The organism is Mycobacterium sp. GA-1285 (assembly GCF_001499905.1).
GTDB lineage: Bacteria > Actinomycetota > Actinomycetes > Mycobacteriales > Mycobacteriaceae > Mycobacterium.
On sequence record NZ_LQIS01000023.1, the window covers coordinates 1 to 23,894 of the forward strand.

25 protein-coding genes and 1 pseudogene are annotated in these 23,894 nt (G+C 66.3%); 18 read left to right on the plus strand and 8 right to left on the minus strand.

The window, feature by feature from the left end; genetic code table 11:
• Positions 1 to 150 precede the first annotated feature (150 nt).
• From AU193_RS13695 to AU193_RS13715, 5 genes are all read left to right on the plus strand, one after another.
• The gene (locus tag AU193_RS13695) at positions 151 to 1,362 is read left to right on the plus strand and encodes a phosphatase PAP2 family protein (RefSeq protein WP_064422928.1); all 1,212 of its coding nucleotides are present in this window, start codon (positions 151 to 153) and stop codon (positions 1,360 to 1,362) included.
• Positions 1,363 to 1,445: 83 nt separating this feature from the next.
• The gene (locus AU193_RS13700) at positions 1,446 to 3,074 is read left to right on the plus strand and encodes an acyl-CoA dehydrogenase family protein (protein ID WP_064422929.1); all 1,629 of its coding nucleotides are present in this window, start codon (positions 1,446 to 1,448) and stop codon (positions 3,072 to 3,074) included.
• Positions 3,071 to 4,009: a crotonase/enoyl-CoA hydratase family protein gene (locus tag AU193_RS13705; protein WP_064422930.1), complete on the plus strand. Its 939-nt coding sequence runs from the start codon at positions 3,071 to 3,073 to the stop codon at positions 4,007 to 4,009. The genes AU193_RS13700 and AU193_RS13705 overlap by 4 nt, the downstream gene beginning before the upstream one ends.
• A complete protein-coding gene (locus tag AU193_RS13710) occupies positions 4,009 to 4,767 on the plus strand; it encodes a PaaX family transcriptional regulator C-terminal domain-containing protein (protein ID WP_064422931.1) in 759 nt (252 codons plus the stop codon). The genes AU193_RS13705 and AU193_RS13710 overlap by 1 nt, the downstream gene beginning before the upstream one ends.
• Positions 4,764 to 5,528 carry a crotonase/enoyl-CoA hydratase family protein gene (locus tag AU193_RS13715; RefSeq protein WP_172798303.1) on the plus strand — a complete coding sequence of 255 codons (765 nt, stop codon included), beginning with the start codon at positions 4,764 to 4,766 and terminating at the stop codon, positions 5,526 to 5,528. Before AU193_RS13710 ends, AU193_RS13715 begins: the two co-directional genes overlap by 4 nt.
• A 106-nt stretch (positions 5,529 to 5,634) precedes the next feature.
• Here the strand turns inward: AU193_RS13715 and AU193_RS13720 are convergent, their stop codons facing one another.
• Positions 5,635 to 6,036, minus strand: a complete 402-nt coding sequence (locus AU193_RS13720) for a DUF3060 domain-containing protein (RefSeq protein ID WP_064422932.1) — start codon at positions 6,034 to 6,036, stop codon at positions 5,635 to 5,637.
• Positions 6,037 to 6,038: 2 nt separating this feature from the next.
• The gene (locus AU193_RS13725) at positions 6,039 to 6,473 is read right to left on the minus strand and encodes a DUF3060 domain-containing protein (RefSeq protein WP_064423136.1); all 435 of its coding nucleotides are present in this window, start codon (positions 6,471 to 6,473) and stop codon (positions 6,039 to 6,041) included.
• 86 nt (positions 6,474 to 6,559) lie between these two features.
• On the opposite strand from AU193_RS13725, the gene AU193_RS13730 reads away from it, so the two are divergent.
• The 8 genes from AU193_RS13730 to AU193_RS13765 all read left to right on the plus strand — a co-directional run bounded on the left by AU193_RS13730 (position 6,560) and on the right by AU193_RS13765 (position 14,116).
• Positions 6,560 to 7,090, plus strand: coding sequence for a DUF3558 domain-containing protein (locus AU193_RS13730; RefSeq protein ID WP_064422933.1), 531 nt, complete (start codon positions 6,560 to 6,562; stop codon positions 7,088 to 7,090).
• Positions 7,087 to 7,620, plus strand: coding sequence for a DUF3558 family protein (locus AU193_RS13735; RefSeq protein WP_253867819.1), 534 nt, complete (start codon positions 7,087 to 7,089; stop codon positions 7,618 to 7,620). Before AU193_RS13730 ends, AU193_RS13735 begins: the two co-directional genes overlap by 4 nt.
• Before the next feature lie 76 nt (positions 7,621 to 7,696).
• Positions 7,697 to 8,284, plus strand: a complete 588-nt coding sequence (locus tag AU193_RS13740; protein WP_064422934.1) for a TetR/AcrR family transcriptional regulator — start codon at positions 7,697 to 7,699, stop codon at positions 8,282 to 8,284.
• 367 nt (positions 8,285 to 8,651) lie between these two features.
• A complete protein-coding gene (gene rpsL, locus AU193_RS13745) occupies positions 8,652 to 9,026 on the plus strand; it encodes a 30S ribosomal protein S12 (protein ID WP_014209181.1) in 375 nt (124 codons plus the stop codon).
• Positions 9,026 to 9,496 (plus strand): 30S ribosomal protein S7, encoded by a 471-nt coding sequence (gene rpsG / locus AU193_RS13750; RefSeq protein ID WP_014209180.1) that lies wholly within the window; start codon positions 9,026 to 9,028, stop codon positions 9,494 to 9,496. Before rpsL ends, rpsG begins: the two co-directional genes overlap by 1 nt.
• Before the next feature lie 86 nt (positions 9,497 to 9,582).
• The gene (fusA, locus tag AU193_RS13755) at positions 9,583 to 11,688 is read left to right on the plus strand and encodes an elongation factor G (protein ID WP_082682969.1); all 2,106 of its coding nucleotides are present in this window, start codon (positions 9,583 to 9,585) and stop codon (positions 11,686 to 11,688) included.
• 164 nt (positions 11,689 to 11,852) lie between these two features.
• On the plus strand, positions 11,853 to 13,043 hold the full coding sequence (gene tuf / locus AU193_RS13760) for an elongation factor Tu (protein WP_064422935.1): 1,191 nt from the start codon (positions 11,853 to 11,855) through the stop codon (positions 13,041 to 13,043).
• Positions 13,044 to 13,243: 200 nt separating this feature from the next.
• On the plus strand, positions 13,244 to 14,116 hold the full coding sequence (locus AU193_RS13765) for a cutinase family protein (protein ID WP_064422936.1): 873 nt from the start codon (positions 13,244 to 13,246) through the stop codon (positions 14,114 to 14,116).
• On the opposite strand, the gene AU193_RS13770 is transcribed toward AU193_RS13765, so the two are convergent.
• The gene (locus tag AU193_RS13770; protein ID WP_064422937.1) at positions 14,064 to 15,473 is read right to left on the minus strand and encodes an MFS transporter; all 1,410 of its coding nucleotides are present in this window, start codon (positions 15,471 to 15,473) and stop codon (positions 14,064 to 14,066) included. The two genes, AU193_RS13765 and AU193_RS13770, sit on opposite strands and share 53 nt — an antisense overlap.
• 80 nt (positions 15,474 to 15,553) lie before the next feature.
• Here AU193_RS13770 and AU193_RS13775 point away from each other — a divergent pair, with 80 nt between their 5' ends.
• Positions 15,554 to 16,387: an SHOCT domain-containing protein gene (locus tag AU193_RS13775; RefSeq protein ID WP_064422938.1), complete on the plus strand. Its 834-nt coding sequence runs from the start codon at positions 15,554 to 15,556 to the stop codon at positions 16,385 to 16,387.
• A gap of 156 nt (positions 16,388 to 16,543) precedes the next feature.
• Positions 16,544 to 17,395, plus strand: coding sequence for a mycofactocin-coupled SDR family oxidoreductase (locus AU193_RS13780; RefSeq protein WP_253867821.1), 852 nt, complete (start codon positions 16,544 to 16,546; stop codon positions 17,393 to 17,395).
• Positions 17,396 to 17,413: 18 nt separating this feature from the next.
• Here AU193_RS13780 and rocD read toward each other — a convergent pair whose 3' ends face one another.
• Positions 17,414 to 18,625 carry an ornithine--oxo-acid transaminase gene (gene rocD / locus AU193_RS13785; RefSeq protein WP_305728628.1) on the minus strand — a complete coding sequence of 404 codons (1,212 nt, stop codon included), beginning with the start codon at positions 18,623 to 18,625 and terminating at the stop codon, positions 17,414 to 17,416.
• A pseudogene (locus AU193_RS23140) lies at positions 18,622 to 19,378 on the minus strand (dimethylarginine dimethylaminohydrolase family protein). The gene rocD and the pseudogene AU193_RS23140 overlap by 4 nt, the downstream one beginning before the upstream one ends.
• Before the next feature lie 112 nt (positions 19,379 to 19,490).
• On the opposite strand from AU193_RS23140, the gene AU193_RS13795 reads away from it, so the two are divergent.
• Positions 19,491 to 19,937, plus strand: a complete 447-nt coding sequence (locus AU193_RS13795) for an Lrp/AsnC family transcriptional regulator (RefSeq protein ID WP_064423140.1) — start codon at positions 19,491 to 19,493, stop codon at positions 19,935 to 19,937.
• 56 nt (positions 19,938 to 19,993) lie between these two features.
• The gene (locus tag AU193_RS13800) at positions 19,994 to 21,169 is read left to right on the plus strand and encodes an NAD(P)/FAD-dependent oxidoreductase (protein WP_064422940.1); all 1,176 of its coding nucleotides are present in this window, start codon (positions 19,994 to 19,996) and stop codon (positions 21,167 to 21,169) included.
• Positions 21,170 to 21,224: 55 nt separating this feature from the next.
• Here AU193_RS13800 and AU193_RS13805 read toward each other — a convergent pair whose 3' ends face one another.
• The 3 genes from AU193_RS13805 to mftR form a co-directional block, all read right to left on the minus strand.
• Complete coding sequence (locus AU193_RS13805; RefSeq protein ID WP_064422941.1) at positions 21,225 to 22,508, minus strand: VOC family protein; 1,284 nt, start codon at positions 22,506 to 22,508, stop codon at positions 21,225 to 21,227.
• Positions 22,505 to 23,035: an RNA polymerase sigma factor gene (locus AU193_RS13810; protein ID WP_371259201.1), complete on the minus strand. Its 531-nt coding sequence runs from the start codon at positions 23,033 to 23,035 to the stop codon at positions 22,505 to 22,507. Before AU193_RS13810 ends, AU193_RS13805 begins: the two co-directional genes overlap by 4 nt.
• A gap of 73 nt (positions 23,036 to 23,108) precedes the next feature.
• Positions 23,109 to 23,708, minus strand: coding sequence for a mycofactocin system transcriptional regulator (gene mftR, locus AU193_RS13815; RefSeq protein ID WP_064422943.1), 600 nt, complete (start codon positions 23,706 to 23,708; stop codon positions 23,109 to 23,111).
• Between the two features lie 93 nt (positions 23,709 to 23,801).
• On the opposite strand from mftR, the gene mftA reads away from it, so the two are divergent.
• Positions 23,802 to 23,894, plus strand: coding sequence for a mycofactocin precursor MftA (gene mftA / locus AU193_RS22840; protein ID WP_082682971.1), 93 nt, complete (start codon positions 23,802 to 23,804; stop codon positions 23,892 to 23,894).

Below are 23,894 nucleotides of genomic sequence, written 5' to 3' on the forward strand. Positions count from 1 at the left end.
CTCGCCATCGTCTACCGCGGCGCAGCAGTCCTACGCGCCATCACCCTCTGGCTACCCCATTTGTCAGACACGCCCTAGGTCTGGTCACGATCCGCTAACCGAACGGCCCTCTAACCGTTCGTGACGACGAGGTGAACTAGATTCATCTGAGTGGCCGCGGTCGACGAGTCTATTGCGGTGCAGCACGCCGTCCAGCAGGGACGGACGAGCGACACGCGTGCCCGCCGGCTGACCATAGTCCGACGTACCGCCGTCGTGGCCTGGGCGGCCGTCGTCGTCTACCGGACCATCACATCGGGGTTCGCCTTCAACCGCGAACTGGTGCTGCTCTATATCGCGACCGGACTACTGGCGGCCAGCATCGGCCAGGTCCGCCGCATGCTCTACGTCATCCGCGATTGGCTGCCGTTCGCGTTGATACTGATCGCCTACGACCTGAGCAGGGGCGCGGCCGACATGATCGGGCGACCGACGCTGTGGGAGTGGCCGGTTGAGGCCGATCGCTGGCTGTTCTTCGGCACCGTGCCGACCGTGTGGCTTCAAGAGCAACTCAAACAGGGTCATCCGCCGTGGTGGGAAGTCGTCCTCAGCTGCGTGTACATGTCGTTCTTCATCCTTCCCTACGCGGTGGCCGCAGCGCTTTGGCTCCGTGACCGCGCGGAGTGGAACGCATTCGTGCGCTTGTTCGTCGGCTTGAACTTCGCGGGCTTGGTCATCTACGCCCTGGTGCCCGCCGCGCCGCCGTGGGCGGCGGCCCGATGCACCCCTGCCGAGGTCGAAGACGGCCCGGCCCACGCGAGCTGCATGTTCCGCTCGGCGCGCGGAGTGCCCGACGGCGGTGTGCTGGGGGCGATGCAATCCAGTCAGGACGGCGCGAATCCGTGGATCGAGCGGATTGTCGGGCGGGGCTGGGGCAACTTGAACATGCACACCGCCACCGCGTTGCTCGATGCGGGCCAAGCCAGCGTCAACCTGGTGGCAGCGATCCCGTCGCTGCATGCGGGCATGACGGCGGCGATCGCGGCCTTCCTGTGGCGCCGCGTGCACGGAGCGTGGCGTCCGCTGCTCGTGGCCTATGTGCTCCTGATGGCCTTCACGCTGGTGTACACCGCCGAGCATTACGTGGTGGACATCCTGCTCGGCTGGGCACTGGCCGCCGTCGTCTTCGCCGCTCTCAAACGGTACGAGAAGCGGCGACGAACCAGGGCATCGCGGGCGGCGGAGGATTCGGCCGATGCCGCGTCGGTCGATGACCGGCCAGACGACGCACCGGCCGAGACCGAGCCGGATCACGTCGCTGCCGAACGCATCTCGATGGCTGAGCCGCACCTGAAGAGAGTCCCCGAATTGGACAGCCGCTGACCGCCCCGAGGCACGAGCCGTCGGCGGGGACGCCGCTGTTACGTTCTCTTGTGCAGCTGTCGAGAAAGTGTAATAGTGGCGTCATGTCGGACACCCATGTCGTCACCAACCAGGTCCCCCCGCTGGAGGAGTACAACCCGGCGACCTCGCCCGTGCTCACCGAGGCGCTGATCCGCGAGGGCGGCGAATGGGGCCTCGACGAGGTCACCGAGTTGGGCGCGCTGTCGGGCTCGCGGCAAGCGCAGCGCTGGGGTGAGCTGGCCGACCGGAACCGACCGATCCTGCGCACCCACGACCGCTACGGCCACCGCGTCGACGAGGTCGAGTACGACCCCGCCTACCACTCGTTGATGACGGTCGCCGTCAAGCACGGGCTGCACGCCGCACCGTGGGCCGACGACCGGCCTGGCGCCCACGTCGTGCGCGCGGCCAAGACTTCGGTGTGGACTCCCGAGCCCGGACATCTCTGCCCGATCTCGATGACCTACGCCGTGGTGCCGGCATTGCGGCACAATCCCGAACTGGCGGCGGTGTACGAGCCGCTGCTGGTCAGTCGCGAGTACGACCCCGAACTGAAGGTGCCCACCGCCAAGGCCGGCGTCACCGCGGGCATGTCGATGACCGAGAAGCAGGGTGGGTCCGATGTGCGCGCGGGAACCACTGAGGCGACCCCCAACGGCGACGGGAGTTACTCACTGCGCGGGCACAAGTGGTTCACCTCGGCGCCGATGTGCGACATCTTCCTGGTGCTCGCGCAGGCGCCCGGCGGCCTCTCGTGTTTTCTGTTGCCGCGGATTCTGCCCGACGGTAGCCGCAACCGGATGTTCCTGCAGCGCTTGAAAGACAAGCTCGGCAACCACGCCAACGCGTCGTCCGAGGTGGAATACGACGGCGCCATCGCGTGGCTGGTCGGCGAGGAGGGCCGCGGCGTGCCGACCATCATCGAGATGGTCAACCTCACCCGGCTGGACTGCACGCTCGGCAGCGCGACCAGCATGCGCAACGGCCTGGCCCGCGCGATACACCACGCACAGCACCGGAAAGCGTTCGGCGAGTATCTGATTGATCAGCCGCTGATGCGCAACGTGCTGGCCGACCTCGCGGTCGAGGCCGAGGCGGCCACGATCGTCGCGATGCGCATGGCCGGCGCCACCGACGCGGCGGTGCGCGGTGACACCCGCGAAACCCTGCTGCGCCGCATCGGTTTGGCGGCGAGTAAGTACTGGGTGTGCAAGCGTGCCACCCCGCACGCGGCGGAGGCGATGGAGTGCCTGGGCGGCAACGGCTATGTCGAGGAGTCGGGCATGCCGCGGCTGTACCGGGAAGCGCCGCTGATGGGCATCTGGGAGGGATCGGGCAACGTCAGCGCGTTGGATACGTTGCGCGCCATGGCAACTCGGTCGGAGTGCGTGGACGTCCTGTTCGACGAGCTCGGTCAGACCGCTGGCGCGGATCCGCGACTCGATGCGCACGTCGAGGCGTTGCGACCCGCGCTGGGCGACCTCGAGACAATCCAGTACCGCGCCCGCAAGGTCGCCGAGGACATCAGCCTCGCTCTGCAGGGTTCACTGTTGGTGCGCCACGGGCATCCCGCCGTCGCTGAGGCGTTCCTGGCGACCCGGATGGGTGGCGCCTGGGGCGGTGCGTTCGGAACCCTGCCCACGGGACTCGATCTCGCGCCGATCATCGAACGCGCGTTGGTCAAGGCATGACGCACGCGATCAGACCGGTCGACTTCGACAACCTCAAGACGATGACCTACGAGGTAACGGACCGCGTTGCCCGTATCACGTTCAACCGGCCGGAGAAGGGCAACGCCATCGTCGCCGACACGCCGCTGGAACTGTCCGCGCTCGTCGAACGCGCCGACCTCGACCCGAACGTGCACGTGATGCTGGTTGCCGGCCGGGGCGAGGGGTTCTGCGCCGGGTTCGATCTGTCCGCCTACGCCGAGGGATCGTCGTCGGCCGGTGGCGGCAGCCCCTACCGCGACACGGTGCTGTCCGGCAGGACGCAGGCCGTCAACCACCTGCCGAATCAGCCGTGGGATCCGATGATCGACTACCAGATGATGAGCCGGTTCGTCCGCGGCTTCTCCAGCCTGATGCACTGCGACAAGCCGACGGTGGTCAAGATCCACGGCTACTGCGTGGCCGGCGGAACCGATATCGCGCTGCACGCCGATCAGGTGATTGCCGCGTCGGACGCCAAGATCGGTTACCCGCCGACTCGTGTCTGGGGTGTGCCCGCGGCCGGGATGTGGGCGCACCGTCTCGGTGACCAGCGCGCCAAACGCCTTCTACTGACCGGGGATTCGATCACCGGCGCGCAGGCGGCCGAGTGGGGATTGGCGGTCGAGGCACCCTCGCCCGAGGAGCTCGACGAGCGCACCGAGCGGTTGGTGGAGCGCATCGCCCGCGTGCCGGTCAACCAGCTGATGATGGTCAAGCTCGCGATGAATTCTGCGCTGTATTCCCAGGGAACGGCCAACAGCGCGATGATTTCCACGGTGTTCGACGGCATCGCCCGCCACACTCCCGAGGGACATGCATTCGTCGCGCAGTCACGCGAGCACGGGTTCCGGGAAGCTGTCCGCCAGCGTGACGAGCCGTTCGGCGACCACGGCCGCAGGACGTCCGGGGTCTGATGCCGAAGTCCGTCTCGCGGATGACGGCCCGCTCCGTCGTGCTGAGCGTCTTGCTCGGCGCGCACCCGGCATGGGCCACTGCGAGCGAACTGATCAGGCTGACAGCCGATTTCGGTATCAGGGAGTCGACGGTGCGGGTCGCGCTGACTCGAATGGTCGGCGCTGGCGACCTGGTTCGTTCCCAGGACGGCTACCGGTTGTCCGACCGCTTGTTGGCGCGGCAGCGACGACAGGACGACGCCCTCAATCCTCGGCTGCGTCCGTGGAGGGGAGACTGGACCACGGTGGTGATCACCAGCGTCGGCACCGATGCCCGTGTCCGGGCGGGACTGCGAATCACATTGCAGGACGGCCGATTCGCCGAACTGCGGGAGGGAGTGTGGCTGCGACCGGACAACCTCGACACGGCGCTGCCGCCGGAAGTCCTGCAGCGGGTGCGGGTGCTGATCACCCGAGACGCCGAACCCGCGGAGTTGGTGTCTCGCCTATGGGATCTGCGGGCCTGGGCGCGGGTGGGCCGGATGTTGCTCGACGAAATCGGCTCGGCGCCAGACGTTCCCGGTCGTTTCCTCGCGGCGGCCGCCATCGTGCGGCACCTGCTCACCGATCCGGTGTTGCCGGAGGAACTGCTGCCCCACGACTGGCCGGGCGCCGCGCTGCGACAGGCCTACAACGACTTCGCCGCGGAATTGTCTGCGCGGCGCGACGGTACAGGATCGTCGCTCACGCGACGTGACCAACTGATGGAGGCGAGATGACGGGTGGAGTGCGGGTCGAGAAGAACGGCGCCGTCACGACGGTGATCATGAATCGTCCGGAGGCGCGCAACGCCGTCAACGGCCCGGCCGCCGCGGGGTTGTACGCCGCTTTCGACGAGTTCGACAAGGACGACTCGGCGGCCGTCGCGGTGTTGTGCGGCGACAACGGGACATTCTGTGCCGGAGCCGATTTGAAGGCGTTCGGGACTCCCGATGCCAACCCGGTGCACCGCGCCGGTCCCGGCCCGATGGGGCCCAGCCGAATGGTGTTGTCCAAACCGGTGATCGCAGCAGTCAGCGGCTACGCCGTCGCCGGTGGTCTGGAGCTGGCGTTGTGGTGCGATCTGCGCGTCGTCGAGGAGGACGCGATCATGGGAGTGTTCTGCCGGCGCTGGGGTGTGCCGCTGATCGACGGTGGGACCGTCCGGCTGCCACGGTTGATCGGGCACAGCCGGGCGATGGACCTCATCCTCACCGGCCGCGCCGTCGATGCGGCCGAGGCCCTTGCGATGGGTCTGGCCAACCGGGTGGTGCCCCACGGTGAAGCACGCCGGCGCGCCGAGGAACTCGCCGCGGAACTGGCCCAGCTGCCGCAGCAGTGCATGCGCGCCGATCGCCTGTCGGCACTTAACCAATGGGGCCGCTCGGAGGCCGAGGCGATGGATTTCGAGTTCGGCAGCATGTCGCGCGTCGCCGCCGAATCATTGGAAGGCGCAGCGCGTTTCGCGGCCGGCGCGGGCAGGCACGGCGCGAGCGCTTAGCGGCATCTCGTGGACCGTCGACCGGCGCGAGCGACCGCAAAGTGCCGGCAAACGGCGGCGTGTCGTCGGCAAACACGGACGCTCGCGGAACTGAGAAGAAGGGGTGTCAGCCCTTGGTGACCTTGTTGTTGTTGCCGGTGTCGTGGACCTTCGGATCACCGTCTCGATACGTCACCGTGTTGTTGAGGCCGACGACGCTGATCTCCTTGTCGATCCGCTCGAGGGTGATCTTGTTGTCGGCGCCGCCGATGTTCACGTTCGCGCAGGTGCCCTTGACCGTAAGCGTGTTGTTCGACCCGCCGATGTTCAGCGACTTGCCGTCGGCGCAGTCGATGTCAGCGGTCGTGCCGAACGAGCCGTAGTTGATCGTGTTGCCGACCTCGACCTGGGCGCCCGACGAACCCGCCGTCGCGGTGGGGGTGTGCGTGTCCGAGCTTTCCGATCCACAACCGGCGATCAGCAACGCGGCGGCACCGACGAGGGCATAGGCGATCGATGTGGCGCGCATGCTCACGCGGGCACCCGGTTGATGCGGTTGGTCATTCCCAGTTCCCGTCCGCGGTCCAAGACGATCGGGTTGCCGTTCTTGTACAACACGGTCTGGTCCCAGCCGTAGACCGTGATGTCGTTGACCACGTTGTCGGCGACGACGACATTGCCGTTGCCCTGCATCGTCACCCCCCAGCAGGTTCCCAACGTGGTGACCTGGTTGTTCGCGCCGTTGACGAGCAGCGTCGAGTTGGCGCAGTCGATCGTCTCGACGATGCCGATACCGGTGATGGTGGTGTCGGTCCCCTGGTGTCGACCGACGACACTGTTGTCGGCGCACTCCCGCGCCAACGGGTTGCAGACCACCGGCTGCGCCTGCGCCACGGGAGCGGCGAGGATCAGCGGGAGCGCCACGGCGGATGCCGCAGCTGACCGAGTCACAGCTGTCCACGTCATGGAGGAAGCGTACGCGGCGACCGGTGCGATCCACAGACGTTCACCGGAGTCGCTATCAACCCTCACGCTGGGTAGCGTGAGCGGCGATGCGTGGGCGGTTTCTGATTGCTGTCGCGGCGGTCGTGGCGGTGGTGACGGTTCCGGGGTGTGCTGAGACCGTCAGCGGAACCGCGCAGCGGGTCACGCCCGGTGTACCGGATCACGAACGGAGCTACGGGTACGTCGACGACCGCTGCGCCCTGCTCGACGACGACACCGTTCAAGAGATCATGGGCGCCGAGAGCCTCGTGCGGCCCTACAGTGGCGCGGTCTGCCAATACGTGTTGTTCCGCGGCGACGTGACGATCGACGCGACGTTCTCCTGGTTCCAGACCGGAAGCCTCGATCGCGAACGCGCGCTGGCCAGCGTGCGCGGCGCGAGGATCACCGAGACCGTTGTGGAGCGCCACCCGGCGTTCATCGCACGCCGCGACGTCACTGGCGCCGCCTGCTCGGCGACTGCCGCCGCGGGCAGCGGAGTCCTGAGTTGGTGGGTGCAGTTTCGCGATCAGCGCGTCGGTGACCCGTGCCGGGAAGCGCAGGAGCTCATCTCGGCAACCCTGAAATCGGAGATGTGACCGTGTCCGTCCGCTGGAATCTCCGACTGATCGCACTCGCCGCCTGTGCCGCAACGCTTACGGCGTGCGGAACGTCCGACGACGCCGCGACGTCTTCCACGACTGCGGAGCGGGACGGCGGGTTTCGCAGCGTGGACTGCAACGGCATCGCCGACGCCGATATCGCGGCGGCGGCCGGGTCGGAGGGGTTCACCAAGGCCGTCGTCAGCGACGCGGGGTGCTTCTGGCAGGAGAACACGATGTTCGGCACCGTCGGCGCGGGGATGGGGATCTCGACCTGGTGGTACCGCGGCAGTGACATGGACACCGAACGGTCGCTGGAACAACAGGCCGGCCGCACCCTGACCGAACTCTCCGTCGACGGCAACAAGGGCTTCAAGGCGTTCGACGGAAACGCGTGCAGCTTCTATGTGGCCAAGGGTGGCGATGTCATCACGTGGTCCATCCAGACGATGAACCCCGCGACGCTGCCCGATCTGTGCTCGGTAACCGAACAACTCGCCGAGCTCAGTCAGGAGCGCGTCAACTGACTGCGGAGTTACTAGAGGTGTTAGTTTTCTCCCGGAATCAACCAGGGCAGACGAGACGGCAGGGGGCGAAGCGCGCATGGCACAACCCCAGAGCACGTCGGCCAGGAGAGTCTCTCGGCTCAGCCGCGAGACGATCGTCAACGCCGCGCTGACCTTCCTGGACCGCGAAGGCTGGGATGCGCTGACGATCAACGCGCTCGCCACCCAGCTCGGCACCAAGGGCCCGTCGCTGTACAACCACGTCGACAGCCTCGAGGACCTGCGCAGAACAGTGCGGATGCGCGTCGTCGGCGATCTCATCGGCATGCTCACCAACGTCGCGGAGGGGCGTACCCGCGACGACGCGGTGACCGCGATGGCCAGTGCCTACCGCAGCTACGCGCATCACCATCCGGGACGTTATTCGGCCTTCACCCGGATGCCGCTGGGCGGCGACGACCCGGAGTTCACCGAAGCCACCCGGGCGGCCGCCGCACCGGTCATCGCGGTGCTGGGGTCCTACGGGCTCGAGGGTGAGAACGCGTTCTATGCGGCCTTGGAGTTCTGGTCGGCCATGCACGGCTTCGTCCTGTTGGAGATGACCGGCGCGATGGACGGCATCGACACCGACGCGGTGTACAGCGACATGGTGATGCGGTTGGCCTCCGGCATGGAGCGTCGTTAGCCGTACCGCCGGACGCATCCGAAGAAGGTAATCTGACCTGCGGTTAGGGCTCGGCCGAGACGGTCTGCTCCTTGTGCGAGCGCTCGTCGGCTGGGTTTGGAGGGGCTCCCCCTGTACTGGTATTGTGGACGATCGTGCCTGGCAGATAAGGCGCTTGCGTGCTCGACCGAAACGCAAGCGTGCCTGCACGCCGGGCGAATTCGCATGTCGCCATGCTCCGAGAATTGAGGCAATGCCTTCAAGTTGCCTTCGAATTGCTTCGGGCGGGCGCGTGCGACACACCCGGCCGCGGGGTACGTGCCCGGGGCAAAACCGCAGTACACAGACTCGACCAGAACTTCAAAGCAGCAACACAGAAAGCCGGTAGATGCCAACCATCCAGCAGCTGGTCCGCAAGGGTCGCCGCGACAAGATCGCCAAGGTGAAGACCGCGGCCCTCAAGGGCAGCCCGCAGCGCCGCGGAGTGTGCACGCGCGTGTACACGACGACGCCGAAGAAGCCGAACTCGGCTCTGCGGAAAGTCGCGCGCGTCAAGCTGACCAGCGCGGTCGAGGTCACCGCCTACATCCCGGGCGAGGGCCACAACCTGCAGGAGCACTCGATGGTGTTGGTGCGCGGCGGCCGTGTGAAGGACCTGCCCGGTGTGCGCTACAAGATCATCCGCGGTTCTTTGGACACCCAGGGTGTGAAGAACCGCAAGCAGGCGCGCAGCCGCTACGGCGCAAAGAAGGAGAAGAGCTGATGCCGCGCAAGGGACCGGCGCCCAAGCGTCCGTTGGTCAACGATCCGGTGTACGGGTCGCAGCTGGTGACCCAGCTGGTCAACAAGGTTCTGCTGGACGGGAAGAAATCGCTGGCCGAACGCATTGTCTATGGTGCGCTCGAACAGGCCCGCGACAAGACCGGCACCGATCCGGTGGTCACCCTCAAGCGCGCTCTGGACAACGTCAAGCCGGCACTCGAGGTTCGCAGCCGTCGCGTCGGCGGCGCCACCTACCAGGTTCCGGTGGAGGTGCGTCCGGATCGCTCGGTCACGCTGGCACTTCGCTGGCTGGTCAGCTTCTCCAAGGCCCGTCGCGAGAAGACGATGATCGAGCGCCTGGCGAACGAGATCCTCGACGCCAGCAATGGCCTGGGTGCCGCCGTGAAGCGGCGTGAGGACACCCACAAGATGGCCGAGGCAAACCGCGCGTTCGCCCACTACCGCTGGTGAGCGTCGAAGCTCGCTTCGGCGCGCGAGCGTAGCGAGCAGGCGAAACCAGACAGCCTTTAGACCGTTTACTTCCCGAAGGGAATGCTGTGGCACAGAAGGACGTGCTTACCGACCTGAACAAGGTCCGCAACATCGGCATCATGGCGCACATCGATGCCGGCAAGACGACGACGACCGAGCGCATCCTGTACTACACCGGCGTCAACTACAAGATCGGTGAGACGCACGACGGCGCTTCGACCACCGACTGGATGGAGCAGGAGCAGGAGCGGGGGATCACCATCACCTCCGCGGCCGTGACGTGCTTCTGGAACGACCACCAGATCAACATCATCGACACCCCCGGCCACGTCGACTTCACCGTCGAGGTGGAGCGCAGCCTGCGCGTGCTCGATGGCGCCGTGGCCGTCTTCGACGGCAAGGAAGGTGTCGAGCCGCAGTCCGAGCAGGTGTGGCGACAGGCCGACAAGTACGACGTCCCGCGCATCTGCTTCGTCAACAAGATGGACAAGCTGGGCGCGGACTTCTACTTCACCGTGCGCACCATCGAAGAACGACTCGGCGCGACTCCGTTGGTCATCCAGCTGCCCATCGGCGCGGAGAACGACTTCATCGGCATCGTCGACCTGGTCGAGATGAGGGCCAAGGTGTGGCGCGGCGAGACGGCGCTCGGCGAGAAGTACGAGGTCGAGGACATCCCCGCCGAGCTCGCCGAGAAGGCCGAGGAGTACCGCACCGCGCTGCTCGAGACGGTCGCCGAGACCGACGAGGAGCTGCTGGAGAAGTACCTCGGCGGTGAAGAGCTCACGGTCGCCGAGATCAAGGCGGCCATCCGCAAGCTGACCGTCAACTCCGAGCTGTATCCGGTGCTGTGCGGCAGCGCGTTCAAGAACAAGGGCGTGCAGCCCATGCTCGACGCGGTCATCGACTATCTGCCGTCGCCGCTGGACGTCGAGTCCGTTCAGGGTCACGTGCCGGGCAAAGAGGACGAGGTCATCAGCCGCAAGCCGTCGGTCGACGAGCCGTTCTCGGCGTTGGCCTTCAAGATCGCGGTGCACCCGTTCTTCGGCAAGCTGACCTACGTCCGCGTCTACTCAGGCACGGTCGAGTCCGGCTCGCAGGTGATCAACTCCACCAAGGGTAAGAAGGAGCGGCTGGGCAAGCTGTTCCAGATGCACGCCAACAAGGAGAACCCGGTCGAGCGGGCCTCTGCGGGCCACATCTACGCGGTGATCGGGCTCAAGGACACCACCACCGGCGACACCCTGTCGGACGCGAACGAGCAGATCGTGCTCGAGTCGATGACGTTCCCGGACCCGGTCATCGAGGTGGCCATCGAGCCCAAGACCAAGAGCGACCAGGAGAAGCTCGGCACGGCGATCCAGAAGCTGGCCGAAGAGGACCCGACGTTCAAGGTTCACCTGGATCAGGAGACCGGCCAGACGGTCATCGGCGGTATGGGCGAGCTTCACCTCGACATCCTCGTCGACCGCATGCGTCGCGAGTTCAAGGTCGAGGCCAACGTCGGCAAGCCGCAGGTGGCTTACCGCGAGACCATCAAGCGTCCCGTGCAGAACGTCGAGTTCACCCACAAGAAGCAGACGGGTGGTTCGGGTCAGTTCGCGAAGGTCATCATCAACCTCGAGCCGTTCACCGGCGAGGACGGTGCGACCTACGAGTTCGAGAACAAGGTCACCGGTGGCCGCATCCCGCGCGAGTACATTCCGTCGGTCGATGCGGGCGCCCAGGACGCGATGCAGTACGGCGTGCTGGCCGGCTACCCGCTGGTGAACCTCAAGGTCACTCTGCTCGACGGTGCCTACCACGAGGTGGACTCATCGGAAATGGCGTTCAAAGTTGCGGGTTCACAGGTGCTGAAGAAGGCCGCGCAGGCGGCCCAGCCCGTGATCCTCGAGCCGATCATGGCGGTCGAAGTGACCACACCCGAGGACTACATGGGTGACGTGATCGGCGACCTGAACTCCCGCCGTGGTCAGATCCAGGCCATGGAGGAGCGATCGGGTGCCCGCGTCGTCAAGGCGCAGGTGCCGCTGTCGGAGATGTTCGGTTACGTCGGGGACCTTCGGTCCAAGACGCAGGGCCGGGCTAACTACTCCATGGTGTTCGACTCGTACGCCGAAGTTCCGGCGGCCGTGTCGAAGGAGATCATCGCGAAGGCGACGGGTCAGTGAGAATCGAGGCGCGCCAGCGCCGAGGATTGGAGCTGGCCCGGAGTCGAGCCATGAATGGCGCGAAGGCGACGGGTCAGTAGCCCCGGTTGCTTAGCGGCGAGAAACAACTGCAAAGATCAACACTGCTTTAGACAAGCACCAACACAGTCCAGGAGGACCACACAGTGGCGAAGGCGAAGTTCGAGCGGACGAAGCCGCACGTCAACATCGGGACCATCGGTCACGTTGACCACGGCAAGACGACGCTGACCGCAGCAATCACCAAGGTGCTGCACGACAAGTTTCCCGATTTGAACGAGTCGCGCGCATTCGACCAGATCGACAATGCGCCTGAGGAGCGTCAGCGCGGCATCACGATCAACATCTCCCATGTGGAGTACCAGACCGACAAGCGCCACTACGCGCACGTCGACGCCCCCGGTCACGCCGACTACATCAAGAACATGATCACCGGCGCCGCCCAGATGGACGGCGCGATCCTGGTGGTCGCGGCAACCGACGGCCCGATGCCGCAGACGCGTGAGCACGTGCTGCTCGCCCGCCAGGTCGGCGTGCCCTACATCCTGGTCGCGTTGAACAAGGCCGACGCGGTCGACGACGAGGAGCTCATCGAGCTCGTCGAGATGGAGGTCCGCGAACTGCTGGCCGCCCAGGAGTTCGACGAGGACGCCCCGGTCATCCGCGTGTCGGCGCTCAAGGCGCTCGAGGGTGACGAGAAGTGGGTCAAGTCGGTCGAGGAGCTCATGGAGGCCGTCGACGAGTCGATCCCGGACCCCGTCCGCGAGACCGACAAGCCGTTCCTGATGCCCGTCGAGGATGTCTTCACCATCACCGGCCGCGGCACTGTGGTCACCGGTCGCGTCGAGCGTGGCGTGATCAACGTGAACGAGGAAGTCGAGATCGTCGGCATTCGCCCCGACACCACCAAGACCACGGTCACCGGTGTCGAGATGTTCCGCAAGCTGCTCGACCAGGGTCAGGCCGGTGACAACGTCGGTCTGCTGCTGCGCGGCATCAAGCGTGAAGACGTCGAGCGCGGTCAGGTCGTCGTGAAGCCCGGCACCACCACGCCGCACACCGAGTTCGAGGGTCAGGTCTACATCCTGTCCAAGGACGAGGGCGGCCGGCACACGCCGTTCTTCAACAACTACCGTCCGCAGTTCTACTTCCGTACCACGGACGTTACCGGCGTGGTGACGCTGCCGGAGGGCACCGAGATGGTGATGCCCGGTGACAACACCGACATCTCCGTCAAGCTCATCCAGCCCGTCGCCATGGACGAGGGTCTGCGCTTCGCGATCCGCGAGGGCGGCCGTACCGTCGGCGCCGGCCGGGTCACCAAGATCATCAAGTAGTTCTGTCGCGAAGCGGCGCTCACCTTTTCGGTGGGCGCCGCTTTCGTCTGTGTGCTTCGCGAGGCGTACAAGAGGGCTGCGATTCTTCGACGACCGCGACCCTGGTGTACATCTCGCGAATGTGGGGGGGTAACGCCGACGGACGCCACGACGATGTACTTCGCGTATGCCCTGGTCGGGGCGAAGAAGGGTAAGGGTTCATGTTCGGTCGTCTCACCACGGTCGCCAGCGCCGCCGCGATCGCGGCCGCCGCATTCGCGGGTCTTTCCACGGCGTCGGCTAACGCCGCACCTGCTTGCCCCGACGTGCACTGGTTCGGCGCGGCGGGCTCGGGACAGCGTGACGGCGACCTGAGCTCGAACGCCGGGATGGGCGACGACATCTACCAGTCCTATCTCGACGTGCAGCAGCTGGTGACCGCCGACGGGCGGACGATGACGGCCGAGGCCGTCGAGTATCCCGCGATCGCGGTGCCCGATGACGACGGAGGCGTCGGGGAGTGGCTCGGGTTCATGGGCAGCGTCGACACCGGTGCAGCGGCGCTCGGATCGCAGTACACGGCGTTCACCCAGCGTTGCCCTGAGTCGAAGGTGGTGCTCGCCGGCTATTCGCAGGGCGCGATGGTGGTGCACCGCAATCTGCACACCGCCGGGACGAACCCGAACGTGGTTGCCGCGTTGCTGATCGCGGACGGTGACCGCCTGCCCGAGGACCCGACCATCAACATCGGCTCGGTCACCAGCGTCCCGGGCGCCGGCAAGGGGGTCGCCCAGGACTGGCCGATTCTCGCCCACGCACCGAAGCCGTTGCCGCCAGCCATCGGCGCACGAACGATCAGCGTGTGCGAGCTCGGCGATGCGGTCTGCGACTACGACCCCGACGCCGAAGAGGTGTCGAAGGTTTCGACCGTGATTCACACCAGTTATACGAAATCTTCCGGTGGATACCGCTGGACTCAGCCGCTTTATCAACTCATCGGCCCCGGGCCCGCGACTTCGCAGGCGCCCGAGGCGCTTCCGGTCATCCCGCTGGCCGCGGAGACACCGATGGACACGACGGCACCGGCCGAGTAGCCATTCGCCGGGCGGTCCACAGCACGACCGCTCCGGCGGCAAGGAGCACCATCGCCAGCACCGCCAGGATCCCGTCGATCGCGTCGGCGGCCGTTATCCCGTTGCGCTGCAACATCTCCAGAACAGTCGACGAGACCGCTACGCCGACCCCGGCCAGCGACACCAACACCGTCAGCGTCACCCCGGCGGCCTCTCCGGCCCGCTCCGGACGCACCACTGCTTGCGTCGCCACGGTGGTGAATGCATAGACCAGACCCAGCGTCAGTCCGCACGCGCTGAGCGCAACGAGGTAAAGCACCCAGTCGGGGGATACCGCGACGGTGCCGAGGCTCAAGGCGGCGACGACGGTCGTCGAACCCATCACCAATGCCGGCGAGCGTCGAGTGCCGAGCCTGCCCGCCACCACACCCCCGATCGCCGCGCCCGCCGATGGGCCGAGGAACGCCAGTCCCGCGGTCAACGGGTCGAGTCCCCGCACCTCCTGCAGGAACATGGTCGACAAGAAGATGGTCACCGCGTAGGCGATGTTCGCGACGGCGCCGGCCACCACCAGGATCGTGAATTTCGCGTTGCGGATTAGCGACAGGTCAACCAGAGGCCACCGGACCCTGTTCTCCACGATGACGAACGCGGCCAACGCAACCAGCGAACCGGTGAACGCGACGAGCGTCGACACCGACAGCCAACCCCAGCCGGGCGCCCTATCGAAGGTCAACGTGAACAACCCGATCCCGATGCTGATCAACGCCAGCCCCGCCGTATCGATGCGCCGAGGCGCCGACTCGTCGAAGGATTCACGGACGACGCGCGCCCCGATGGCGAGCGACGCGACGGTCAAGGGCACGTTCAACCAGAAGATCCAGCGCCAGCCGATGGTGTCGGTGAACAACCCACCGACAAGGGGGCCGGCCGCATTTCCCAAAGCGGCTATGCCGTAGGCCAATCCGATCGATCGGCCGGCTCTCGCGGCGCCGTACGCATTGGTCAGCACGCTAACCGACACCGGGAAGATCAGCGCCGCGCCCAACCCCTGCGCCACCCGGAAGGCGATCAGCACGCCGAGGCTCGGCGCGATCGCGCACGCTGCGGAGGCGACGCCGAACAGTGCGACCCCGGCGAGCAGTGTTCGACGGCGGCCGAGAATGTCGCCGATGCGGCCGGCGGGAACCATGAAGGAACCCAACGCCAGCATGTATACGCTGACGACCCACTGCAGGTCGGTTGTGGTGCTGCCGAACTCGACTGCCATGCGCGGGACGGCGAGGTTCATCGCGAAGTAGTCGATCTGCACACAGAACAGCGCCAGTGCGACGGCAGCCAACGTCCACCCCGACCGCGACTTCTCCACCGACGCCATCGCACGACGATACGGCTCGCTGACGGGTGATTGGCGTTAATCTGACACGCAGAACGCGGACGACGGGAGCGTGACAGACGATGTTGTGGCGTTACATCAAGGTCCAAGCGTTCGTGCTGCTGTGCGGGATTGTCGGGCCGATCTTCTTGGTGCTCTACTTCGCCATGGGTGGCGACCCGACGCTGAAATGGATGTTTTGGACCGGGCTGCTGATCACCGCCGCGGATGTGCTGATCGCGCTGGCGATCACCGCCGGTGGAGCTCGATCGGCCGCCAGGACCGCCGCGCTCGAGAAGACGGGAGTGCTGGCGCTTGCTCGGGTCACTGGCATTCACGAAACCGGAACGCGGATCAACGAACAACCGTTGGTGAAGCTCGATTTGCAAATCTCGGGACCCGGTATCGCGCCGTTCGCCAGCCAGGACCGGGTGATCGCCTCGATCTCGAGACTACCTATGATCACCAACCGAAAACTGGTCGCGCTGGTGGATCCGATGACGAGCGAGTATCAGATCGATTGGGAGCGCAGCGGTTTGGTGAGCGGGATGATGCCCGCCAACTTCACCATCGCCGAGGACAACAGGACGTATGACCTGACGGGCCAAACCGAGCCGCTGATGGAGATTCTCCAGATTCTCAAGGCGAACAACATCGGGCTCGACAACATGATCGACCTGAGATCGAATCCCGTTGCACGCCAGCAGGTTCAAGACGTGGTGCGACGGGCCGCCGCTCAGCAGGTGCCACCCGGCATGACGCCACCTCCCACGGCATCGACTGCCGCCCCGTCGGTCGCTCCGCCGCACCCGTCGACCGCGCAGCGCCTGCAGGAACTCGAGACGCTGCGCGCGATGGGGTCGATCTCCGAGGACGAGTACACGGCGAAGCGCCAGCAGATAATCGCGGACCTCTGACCGCACCCAACCGCACAGGAACACGTTCCAGTTCGGCTGTTAGCCTGTCCGCAGGCTCTCGCCTCCGGCGAGCGAACGCGGATGTCCGCGCCGGGGCGGCGTGTCGCGCACAGACACGGTCGCTCGCGGTGGGGGAGGATTCCGGAAGGAGCAGCGGTGACGGCGATCAACCGACCCCTGGAAGGCCGAGTGGCCTTCATCACCGGCGCCGCGCGCGGCCAGGGTCGGGCGCACGCGGTCCGACTGGCCGGCGAGGGCGCCGACATCATCGCGATCGACGTCTGCGCCCCGATTTCGGAGACCATCAGCTATCCGATGGCGACATCCGAGGAACTGGCCGAGACGGTGCGGGCGGTCGAAGCGACGGGTCGCAAAGTACTGGCCCGCGAGGTCGACATCCGGGACCTGGCCGCGCTGCAGCAGGTGGTGGGCGACGGCGTCGAGCAGTTCGGCAGGCTCGACATCCTGGTCGCCAACGCTGGTGTGCTGAGCTGGGGCCGCATCTGGGAAATGTCGGAAGAACAGTGGGACACCGTTATCGACGTCAACCTGAACGGGACGTGGCGCACCATCCGGGCGGCGCTGCCGGCCATGATCGCTGCGGGTAACGGCGGATCGGTCATCATCGTCAGCTCGTCGGCCGGGCTGAAGGCGACACCCGGCAACGCGCATTACGCGGCGTCCAAGCACGGTCTGACTGCGCTCACCAACTCGCTGGCGATCGAGGCCGGCGAGTTTGGGATCCGGGTGAACTCGATTCACCCCTACTCCATCGAGACACCGATGGTCGAAAAAGACGCCATGATGGCGATATTCGCCAAGCATCCCAGTTATCTGCACAGCTTCGCGCCGATGCCATACCACCCGCTCGACGCGGAGAACAAGGGGCTGCAGGGGTTCATGGAGCCCGAGGAAGTGGCCGATGTCGTCGCGTGGCTCGCCGGCGACGGATCCAAGACCCTATCCGGCAGCCAGATCGCCGTCGACCGCGGCGCGATGAAGCACTGACCTCTGCCGGGGGCGGGCTCAGTCAGCGAGGACGGCGGCGAACTGACCGACGGCCCAGTCGATCTCGTCCTCGGTGATCACGAGGGGAGGGGCCAATCGCAGGGTCGAACCGTGGGTGTCCTTGACGAGAACGCCGCGCTGCGCCAGACGCAGACTGACCTGCTTGGCGGTGCCCACGCAAGGATCGATGTCGACACCGGCCCACAGACCCGTGCCGCGGACCGCGACAACGCCCCGACCGATCAAGGCCCGCAGCCGGCGGTGCATGTGTACACCGAGTTGTGCTGAACGACACTGGAATTCGCCACGCCGCAGTATCGCCACAACGGTCGAGCCGATCGCAGCGGCCAACGGATTACCGCCGAACGTCGAGCCGTGCTCGCCGGGATGTAGTACGCCGAGAACGTCGGAGTCGGCCACCACCGCCGACAAAGGCATCACCCCTCCGCCGAGCGCCTTTCCCAGCAGATAGACGTCGGGAACAACCCCCCAGTGCTCGCAGGCGAAGGTCTTCCCGGTGCGGGCCAGGCCGGATTGGATCTCGTCGGCGATCAACAGCACGTTGCGCTGGGAGCACAGCGACCGAAGGCGCGGCAGGAAGTCGTCTGGCGGAACGATGATCCCCGCCTCACCCTGGATCGGTTCGATCAGCACCGCGACCGTGTTGTCGTCGATCGCGTCGGCGAAGGCGTCGGGGTCGCCGAACGGCGCGGCGCGGAACCCAGGGGTGTACGGCCCGAAGCCGCGACGGGCGGCCTGATCGTCGGAGAAGCTGACGATGGTGGTGGTCCGTCCATGAAAGTTGTTGTGTGCCACGACGATATTCGCCGAGTTTTCGGGGATGCCCTTGACGTCACAGCCCCATTTGCGGGCCACCTTGATCCCGCTCTCGACGGCCTCGGCGCCGCTGTTCATCGGCAGCACCATGTCCTTGCCGCACAGCTCGGCCAGCGCGGCGCAGAAGGGGGCGAGCCGGTCGGAGTGGAACGCGCGGCTGACCAACGTCACGGTGTCCAGCTGGGCGTGCGCGACCGCGGTGATCTCCGGGTTGCGGTGGCCGAAGTTGACCGCCGAGTATGCGGCCAGGCAGTCCAGGTAGCGACGGCCCTCCACATCGGTGATCCACGCCCCCTCGGCGCAGGCGGCGATGATCGGAAGCGGTGCATAGTTGTGCGCCACGCAGTGGTCGTCGATCGCGATCGCGGGACCCGTCGCTTCCAGTGTGGTCACGGATGCACCTCCAGCGTGCAGCATTTGATCGATCCGCCGCCCTTGAGCAGCTCGGAGAGGTCGACGCCGACCGGGTTGAATCCGGCGTCGCGCAGTTGGGCGGCGAACCCGGTGGCCGCGGCCGGCAGCACGACGTTGCGCCCGTCGGACACCACGTTGAGGCCGAGCGCGAAGGCGTCGGAACTCGCCACCGAGGGCGGTATCGAGATGGTAGAACCGCGGATCGACCAGTTCGAAGCTGTACGCCGGCCGCCCCACCAACTGCGCGATCTCGCCGTGTGCACGGCGCTCCGTCCGAAATCCATACCCCGCCAACAAGATCGAACCAGCAACGAGCACGTCACCCTGGCCTTCGTTGGTGTGGCGGGTCCGCACGGGTTCGTATCCACGGTGGGCCATCCATTCGGCGTACGCGGCGGCTTCCCCCGTGCGCTGCGGGTAGGCGAATTTCGCGACAACAGCCGTACCGCCGACCACCAGGCCGCCGTTGGCGGCGTACACCATGTCGGGAAGTCCGCAGACGGGCTCGACGAGTTCGACGACGTGCCCGAGTTCCTGATATGTCCGCCTCAACCTCTCCCACTGGGCGATGGCCAGCGCGGTGTCGACGGGCGCTGTGATGTCCATCCACGGATTGATCGAATACTTGACGTTGAAATACGTCGGCGGCGTCATGGCGTAGTGGCGCAAACGGGCCTCACGCCGGGATCGGCGACCGGACCGGACGGCCGTGCCGAGACTGAGAGACGTCATGAACCAACGGTAAGACGCCATTTGCTGCAATCAATCGTTGGATGTTGCGTGTTGAGCAGCGATTTGTTGTGTACTGTTGCTCGAAACGGTGAATTGTTGTGTGGAGGTGACAGTGGACCGCCTCGACTCGACCGACGAGCAGATTCTGGCCGCGCTGGCCGATGACGCGCGCGCGACCTACGCCGAGATCGGGGAGCTGGTCAATCTGTCCGCGCCCGCGGTGAAACGCCGGGTCGACCGCATGCTCGACAACGGCGTCATCCGCGGCTTCACGACCGTCGTCGACCGGACCGCCCTCGGCTGGACCACCGAGTCATACGTACAGGTGTTCCGTCACGGAACCATCGCCCCAGAACGATTGCGGGCGGCATGGATCGACATCCCGGAGGTCATCAGCGCAGCCACTGTGACGGGCGCCGCCGACGCGATCCTGCACGTCGTTGCGCGCGACATGCGGCACCTGGAGGCGGCGTTGGAACGTATCCGCTCGGCCGCCCACGTCGAGCGCAGCGAGAGCATCGTCGTGCTGTCCAACGTCATCGACCGCGATCGCGGCTGAGCACCAATGGGCGGGGTGGCGGACAAATGGGCGTAGGGATCGTGTAAGAACTGCCCATGACCACATCAGCGGGCATCGTCATCGTCGGCGGCGGACTCGCGGCCGCCCGTACCGCCGAACAGTTGCGCCGGTCGGAATACACCGGTCCGGTCACGATCGTCAGCGACGAAGACCACCTGCCATACGACCGGCCTCCCCTGTCGAAGGAGGTGCTGCGCGCCGAGACCGACGACGTCACCCTCAAGCCCGCGGAGTTCTACAAAGAGAACGACATCACCGTGCGGCTGGGTAACGGTGCGCGGTCTGTCGACACGGCTGCACAGACGTTGACCCTCGCCGACGGCACCGAGCTGCACTACGACGAACTCATCATCGCTACGGGCCTGGTGCCCAAGCGTATTCCGTCCTTCCCCGACCTCACGGGTATCCACGTGTTGCGGAATTACGACGAGAGCGTGGCCCTTCGCCAGGAGGCCGGCTCGGCCCGCCGCGCCGTCGTCGTCGGTGCCGGGTTCATCGGCTGCGAGGTGGCGGCGAGCCTGCGCAAGCTCGGCGTCGAGGTCGCCTTGGTGGAGCCGCAACCGGCGCCCCTGGCGTCGGTGCTCGGCGAGCGGATCGGTGAGCTCGTCGCCCGGGTGCATCGCGCCGAGGGTGTCGACGTCCGCTGCGGCGTCGGCGTTTCGGAGGTGCGGGGTTCGGATCGCGTCGAGAAGGTGGTGCTCAGCGACGGCACCGAACTGGAGGCGGATCTGGTGGTCGTCGGCATCGGCTCGCATCCGGCGACCGACTGGCTGGAAGACAGCGGGCTGAAGCTCGACAACGGGGTGGTCTGCGACGACCACGGCCGCGCCAGTGCGCCGCATGTCTGGGCTATCGGCGACGTCGCGTCGTGGCGTCACCGTCTCGGTCATCAAGTGCGCGTTGAGCATTGGAGCAACGTCGCCGACCAAGCCCGTGTCCTGGTGCCGACGATGCTCGGGCAGGAACCGCCGACCGCGGTCTCGGTGCCGTACTTCTGGAGCGATCAATACGACGTCAAGATCCAATGCCTCGGCGAACCGGAGGCCGAAGACGTGGTGCACGTCGTCGAGGACGACGGGCGCAAGTTCCTCGCCTACTACGAGCGCGATGGCGTGGTGGCCGGAGTCGTCGGTGGGGGTATGCCGGGCAAGGTGATGAAGGTGCGATCCAAGATCGCCGCGCGCGCACCCATCGCCGACCTTCTCCGCTGAGCGGGTTGAGTGCTCTTCCTATCGCCGCTCGATCGGTAGTGCACCGAAATCACCCCTAGTGCTCGCCGAGGTAGAACCGGGTGCCCTGGTCGTCGGTGCACAGCGCCGACTTTCCGTAGGACTGCTGGGAGGGCTCGTCGATGACGGTGCCGCCCGCCTCGCGCACCCGGGCCACGGCGGCGTCGATGTCAGTGACCTTCCACATCGGCAGGGTCACCACCTCGGAGTTCCCGCCGGCGACGCCGGACATCGGATGCGTCTCGCGCACCGCCCAGCCGTCCTCGATACGACCTGGCTCGAAGGTCCAGAACAAGAACCTGCTGTAGAACTCCTTGAACGCGGTGGAGTCCGGGACCTGATATGTGATGTACGAAAGTTCGCCCGGCCCAGTGCCATTGAGCGCTGGACGCGGTGTGCCGGAGGCCGGCCGGAAGACCGCGAACGCCGTGCCGGCGGGGTCGGTGGCGTCGAGAACGGTCCCGAAGTCGAACTCCTGGGTCTGGCCCACGGTGCCGCCGCCGTCGAGGATCGACTGCCGCGCACCGTCGAGGTCGGTGACCGCATAGCAGCAGAGCATGCCCTGCGGTCTCTCGACGCTGAAGATGCCGATGCGCTGGTCGGTGTTGGTCACCTGATGAGTCGCGGGGTCGTAGGCCCAGCCGAGCACATGACCGTAGAACGCCGCGGCCCGGTCGGCGTCGGGCACCCACACCGACACGTAGCCGACGTCCCCGTGCTGAATCGGGACGGCCGTACCCGTCGACGGTCCGCTGAGCATCCAGCGGTGGCCGAACGGATCGACGATCGCGGCGTTGCGGGCGCCGTAGTTCTCGTACGGCTCGCGCTGTACCTCCGCCCCATGCCTGCGCGCCCGTTCGAGCGCTGCGTCGGTATCGCCGACATGCAGCATCAAGCTCACCGAAACAGAATGCCGTGCAGGAGCTTTCAGTCCGATCTCGGGATACTCGTCGGCGAGATAGAGCACACCGTCGCCCATCGCCAACTCGGCGTGGCCGATGCGACCGTCGTCCATCTCGAAGGGTTTCCCGACCACCGTGGCGCCGAACGCCTCGACGTACCACGCGATCGCATCGCGCGCATTGCCGACCGTCAAGTACGGAAGAGCCGCGGCGCGCGGTGCCCCCGCGGACTCGACCGTCGGATCGGCCAGTTCGGCGATCGCGGTATCCGTGCCACTCATGACAACCTCCTGGGTTCGATTCGGTAGCAAAAGAGCCGACTCCAGCCGTGCGCGCAGCCCGGTCGCGAATGCCGGGTCGGGGGCGACCGGAAGCTCGTCGCCGCGCAGCACGTTCAGCGGATCGTGGCTGTTGTTCACGACTTCCTCCCTTCCGGTTCCGGGTAGTGAGCGCGAAACGCCTTGCGGGCCCGCACCAGCAGCGCCTCGGTGGCATGCACCGTACGGCCGATGAGCTCGGCGCACTCGGGCACCGAGCAGTCGTCCATGTAGCGCAGCGCCAGGACAGTGCGGTGGTGCTCGGGCAGCTTGGCCAGCACGCTCTCGGCGACGATGCGGTCGAGCTCGGCATCCCAGTCGTCGGGCGGCTCGACGAGTTCGGGCAGTTCGGCGACCGGGGTGCTGAACCGGTCATGGCGGCGACGGTAGTGGTCGGCCAGCTTGTGGCGTGCCACACCGAGCAACCACGGCACGGTCATCGGCGGCGGAGCGGTCCTTCTGGCGGTATCCATTGCCGCCAGGAAGGTTTCCGACGTCAGGTCTTCGGCGGTTCCACGGTCACCACAGCGTCGGACGAAGTATCCGTACACCACCGGTAACGCTTCGTCGTACAGCGCCAGCAGTTCCCGCGGAGCGTCGGTGCGACTCGGTTCGGCGCTCACACACATATCGTCGCCGTTGCGCGCCCAACTCCGACGGGTCTGGCCGAACTTTTCTGCGAGCGCAAAGGGGGTGGTGGCTTCAGCGATCCAGTGCCCACAGCCCGTCGGCGACGGTGTCGAACGCCGCGCCGAGCGCCTGCGCCAGCGGAACCGACTCGTCGGCGAGCCAGTGTTCATACGCGGAGAGCGCGACGCCGAGCATCGTCCACGCCACCGTCTGTGGCACGAGGTCACCAGCGGTGGTGTTGAGGCGTTTGGCGGCGAAATCCGCGACCACGCCGCGCCACCCGGCGTACATGGTCATCGAATAGGCCTGCAGTGCGGCGGTCTCCAGGATGACCCGCATGCGCATGCGGTGGCGCGCCGTCTCGGCGGCATCGAAGCTGTTGAACGCCAGCAACGCCGTGCGCAGCGCATCACCGATCGGCACCTTCGGATCGAGGTCTGCCAGCAGATCTCGCATGCGGGTCAGATGAGCGTCGAAATCGCCCCAGGGCAGGGCATTCTTGGACGGGTAATAGCGGAACAGTGTGCGCCGGGCGATTCCCGCGGCTTCGGCGATGTCGTCCACGCTGACGTCTTCGAATCCGTGCGTGGCAAAGAGGTCGATGGCCACGTTGCTGATGTGGTCCCACGTCGTCGAGCGCCGGCGGCCCACCCGGTGCTGGTCCGGCCCCATCTGGGGTCCCCTTTCCATTTAGGCACTCGATGCCATATTATTGCGACCTCGATCACAGTTGTCGAGAACCGGCGAATTGAAAGGCGGACTCAAATGGAACCGAATCAGCAGGTGGACGGCGACGAGCTGGTGGGCGAGACACTGGTCGAAGAGGTGTCGATCGACGGGATGTGCGGGGTCTACTGA

Excerpts from the sequence above, each read along its gene's own strand:
- AU193_RS13700 (WP_064422929.1), top strand. The coding sequence starts at position 1,446 with ATGTCGGACACCCATGTCGTCACCAACCAGGTCCCCCCGCTGGAGGAG.
- AU193_RS13705 (WP_064422930.1), top strand. The coding sequence starts at position 3,071 with ATGACGCACGCGATCAGACCGGTCGACTTCGACAACCTCAAGACGATG.
- AU193_RS13710 (WP_064422931.1), top strand. The coding sequence starts at position 4,009 with ATGCCGAAGTCCGTCTCGCGGATGACGGCCCGCTCCGTCGTGCTGAGC.
- AU193_RS13715 (WP_172798303.1), top strand. The coding sequence starts at position 4,764 with ATGACGGGTGGAGTGCGGGTCGAGAAGAACGGCGCCGTCACGACGGTG.
- AU193_RS13720 (WP_064422932.1), bottom strand. The coding sequence starts at position 6,036 with ATGCGCGCCACATCGATCGCCTATGCCCTCGTCGGTGCCGCCGCGTTG.
- AU193_RS13725 (WP_064423136.1), bottom strand. The coding sequence starts at position 6,473 with ATGACGTGGACAGCTGTGACTCGGTCAGCTGCGGCATCCGCCGTGGCG.
- AU193_RS13730 (WP_064422933.1), top strand. The coding sequence starts at position 6,560 with ATGCGTGGGCGGTTTCTGATTGCTGTCGCGGCGGTCGTGGCGGTGGTG.
- AU193_RS13740 (WP_064422934.1), top strand. The coding sequence starts at position 7,697 with ATGGCACAACCCCAGAGCACGTCGGCCAGGAGAGTCTCTCGGCTCAGC.
- rpsL (WP_014209181.1), top strand. The coding sequence starts at position 8,652 with ATGCCAACCATCCAGCAGCTGGTCCGCAAGGGTCGCCGCGACAAGATC.
- rpsG (WP_014209180.1), top strand. The coding sequence starts at position 9,026 with ATGCCGCGCAAGGGACCGGCGCCCAAGCGTCCGTTGGTCAACGATCCG.
- AU193_RS13765 (WP_064422936.1), top strand. The coding sequence starts at position 13,244 with ATGTTCGGTCGTCTCACCACGGTCGCCAGCGCCGCCGCGATCGCGGCC.
- AU193_RS13770 (WP_064422937.1), bottom strand. The coding sequence starts at position 15,473 with ATGGCGTCGGTGGAGAAGTCGCGGTCGGGGTGGACGTTGGCTGCCGTC.
- AU193_RS13775 (WP_064422938.1), top strand. The coding sequence starts at position 15,554 with ATGTTGTGGCGTTACATCAAGGTCCAAGCGTTCGTGCTGCTGTGCGGG.
- AU193_RS13800 (WP_064422940.1), top strand. The coding sequence starts at position 19,994 with ATGACCACATCAGCGGGCATCGTCATCGTCGGCGGCGGACTCGCGGCC.
- AU193_RS13810 (WP_371259201.1), bottom strand. The coding sequence starts at position 23,035 with ATGTGTGTGAGCGCCGAACCGAGTCGCACCGACGCTCCGCGGGAACTG.
- mftR (WP_064422943.1), bottom strand. The coding sequence starts at position 23,708 with ATGGGGCCGGACCAGCACCGGGTGGGCCGCCGGCGCTCGACGACGTGG.
- mftA (WP_082682971.1), top strand. The coding sequence starts at position 23,802 with ATGGAACCGAATCAGCAGGTGGACGGCGACGAGCTGGTGGGCGAGACA.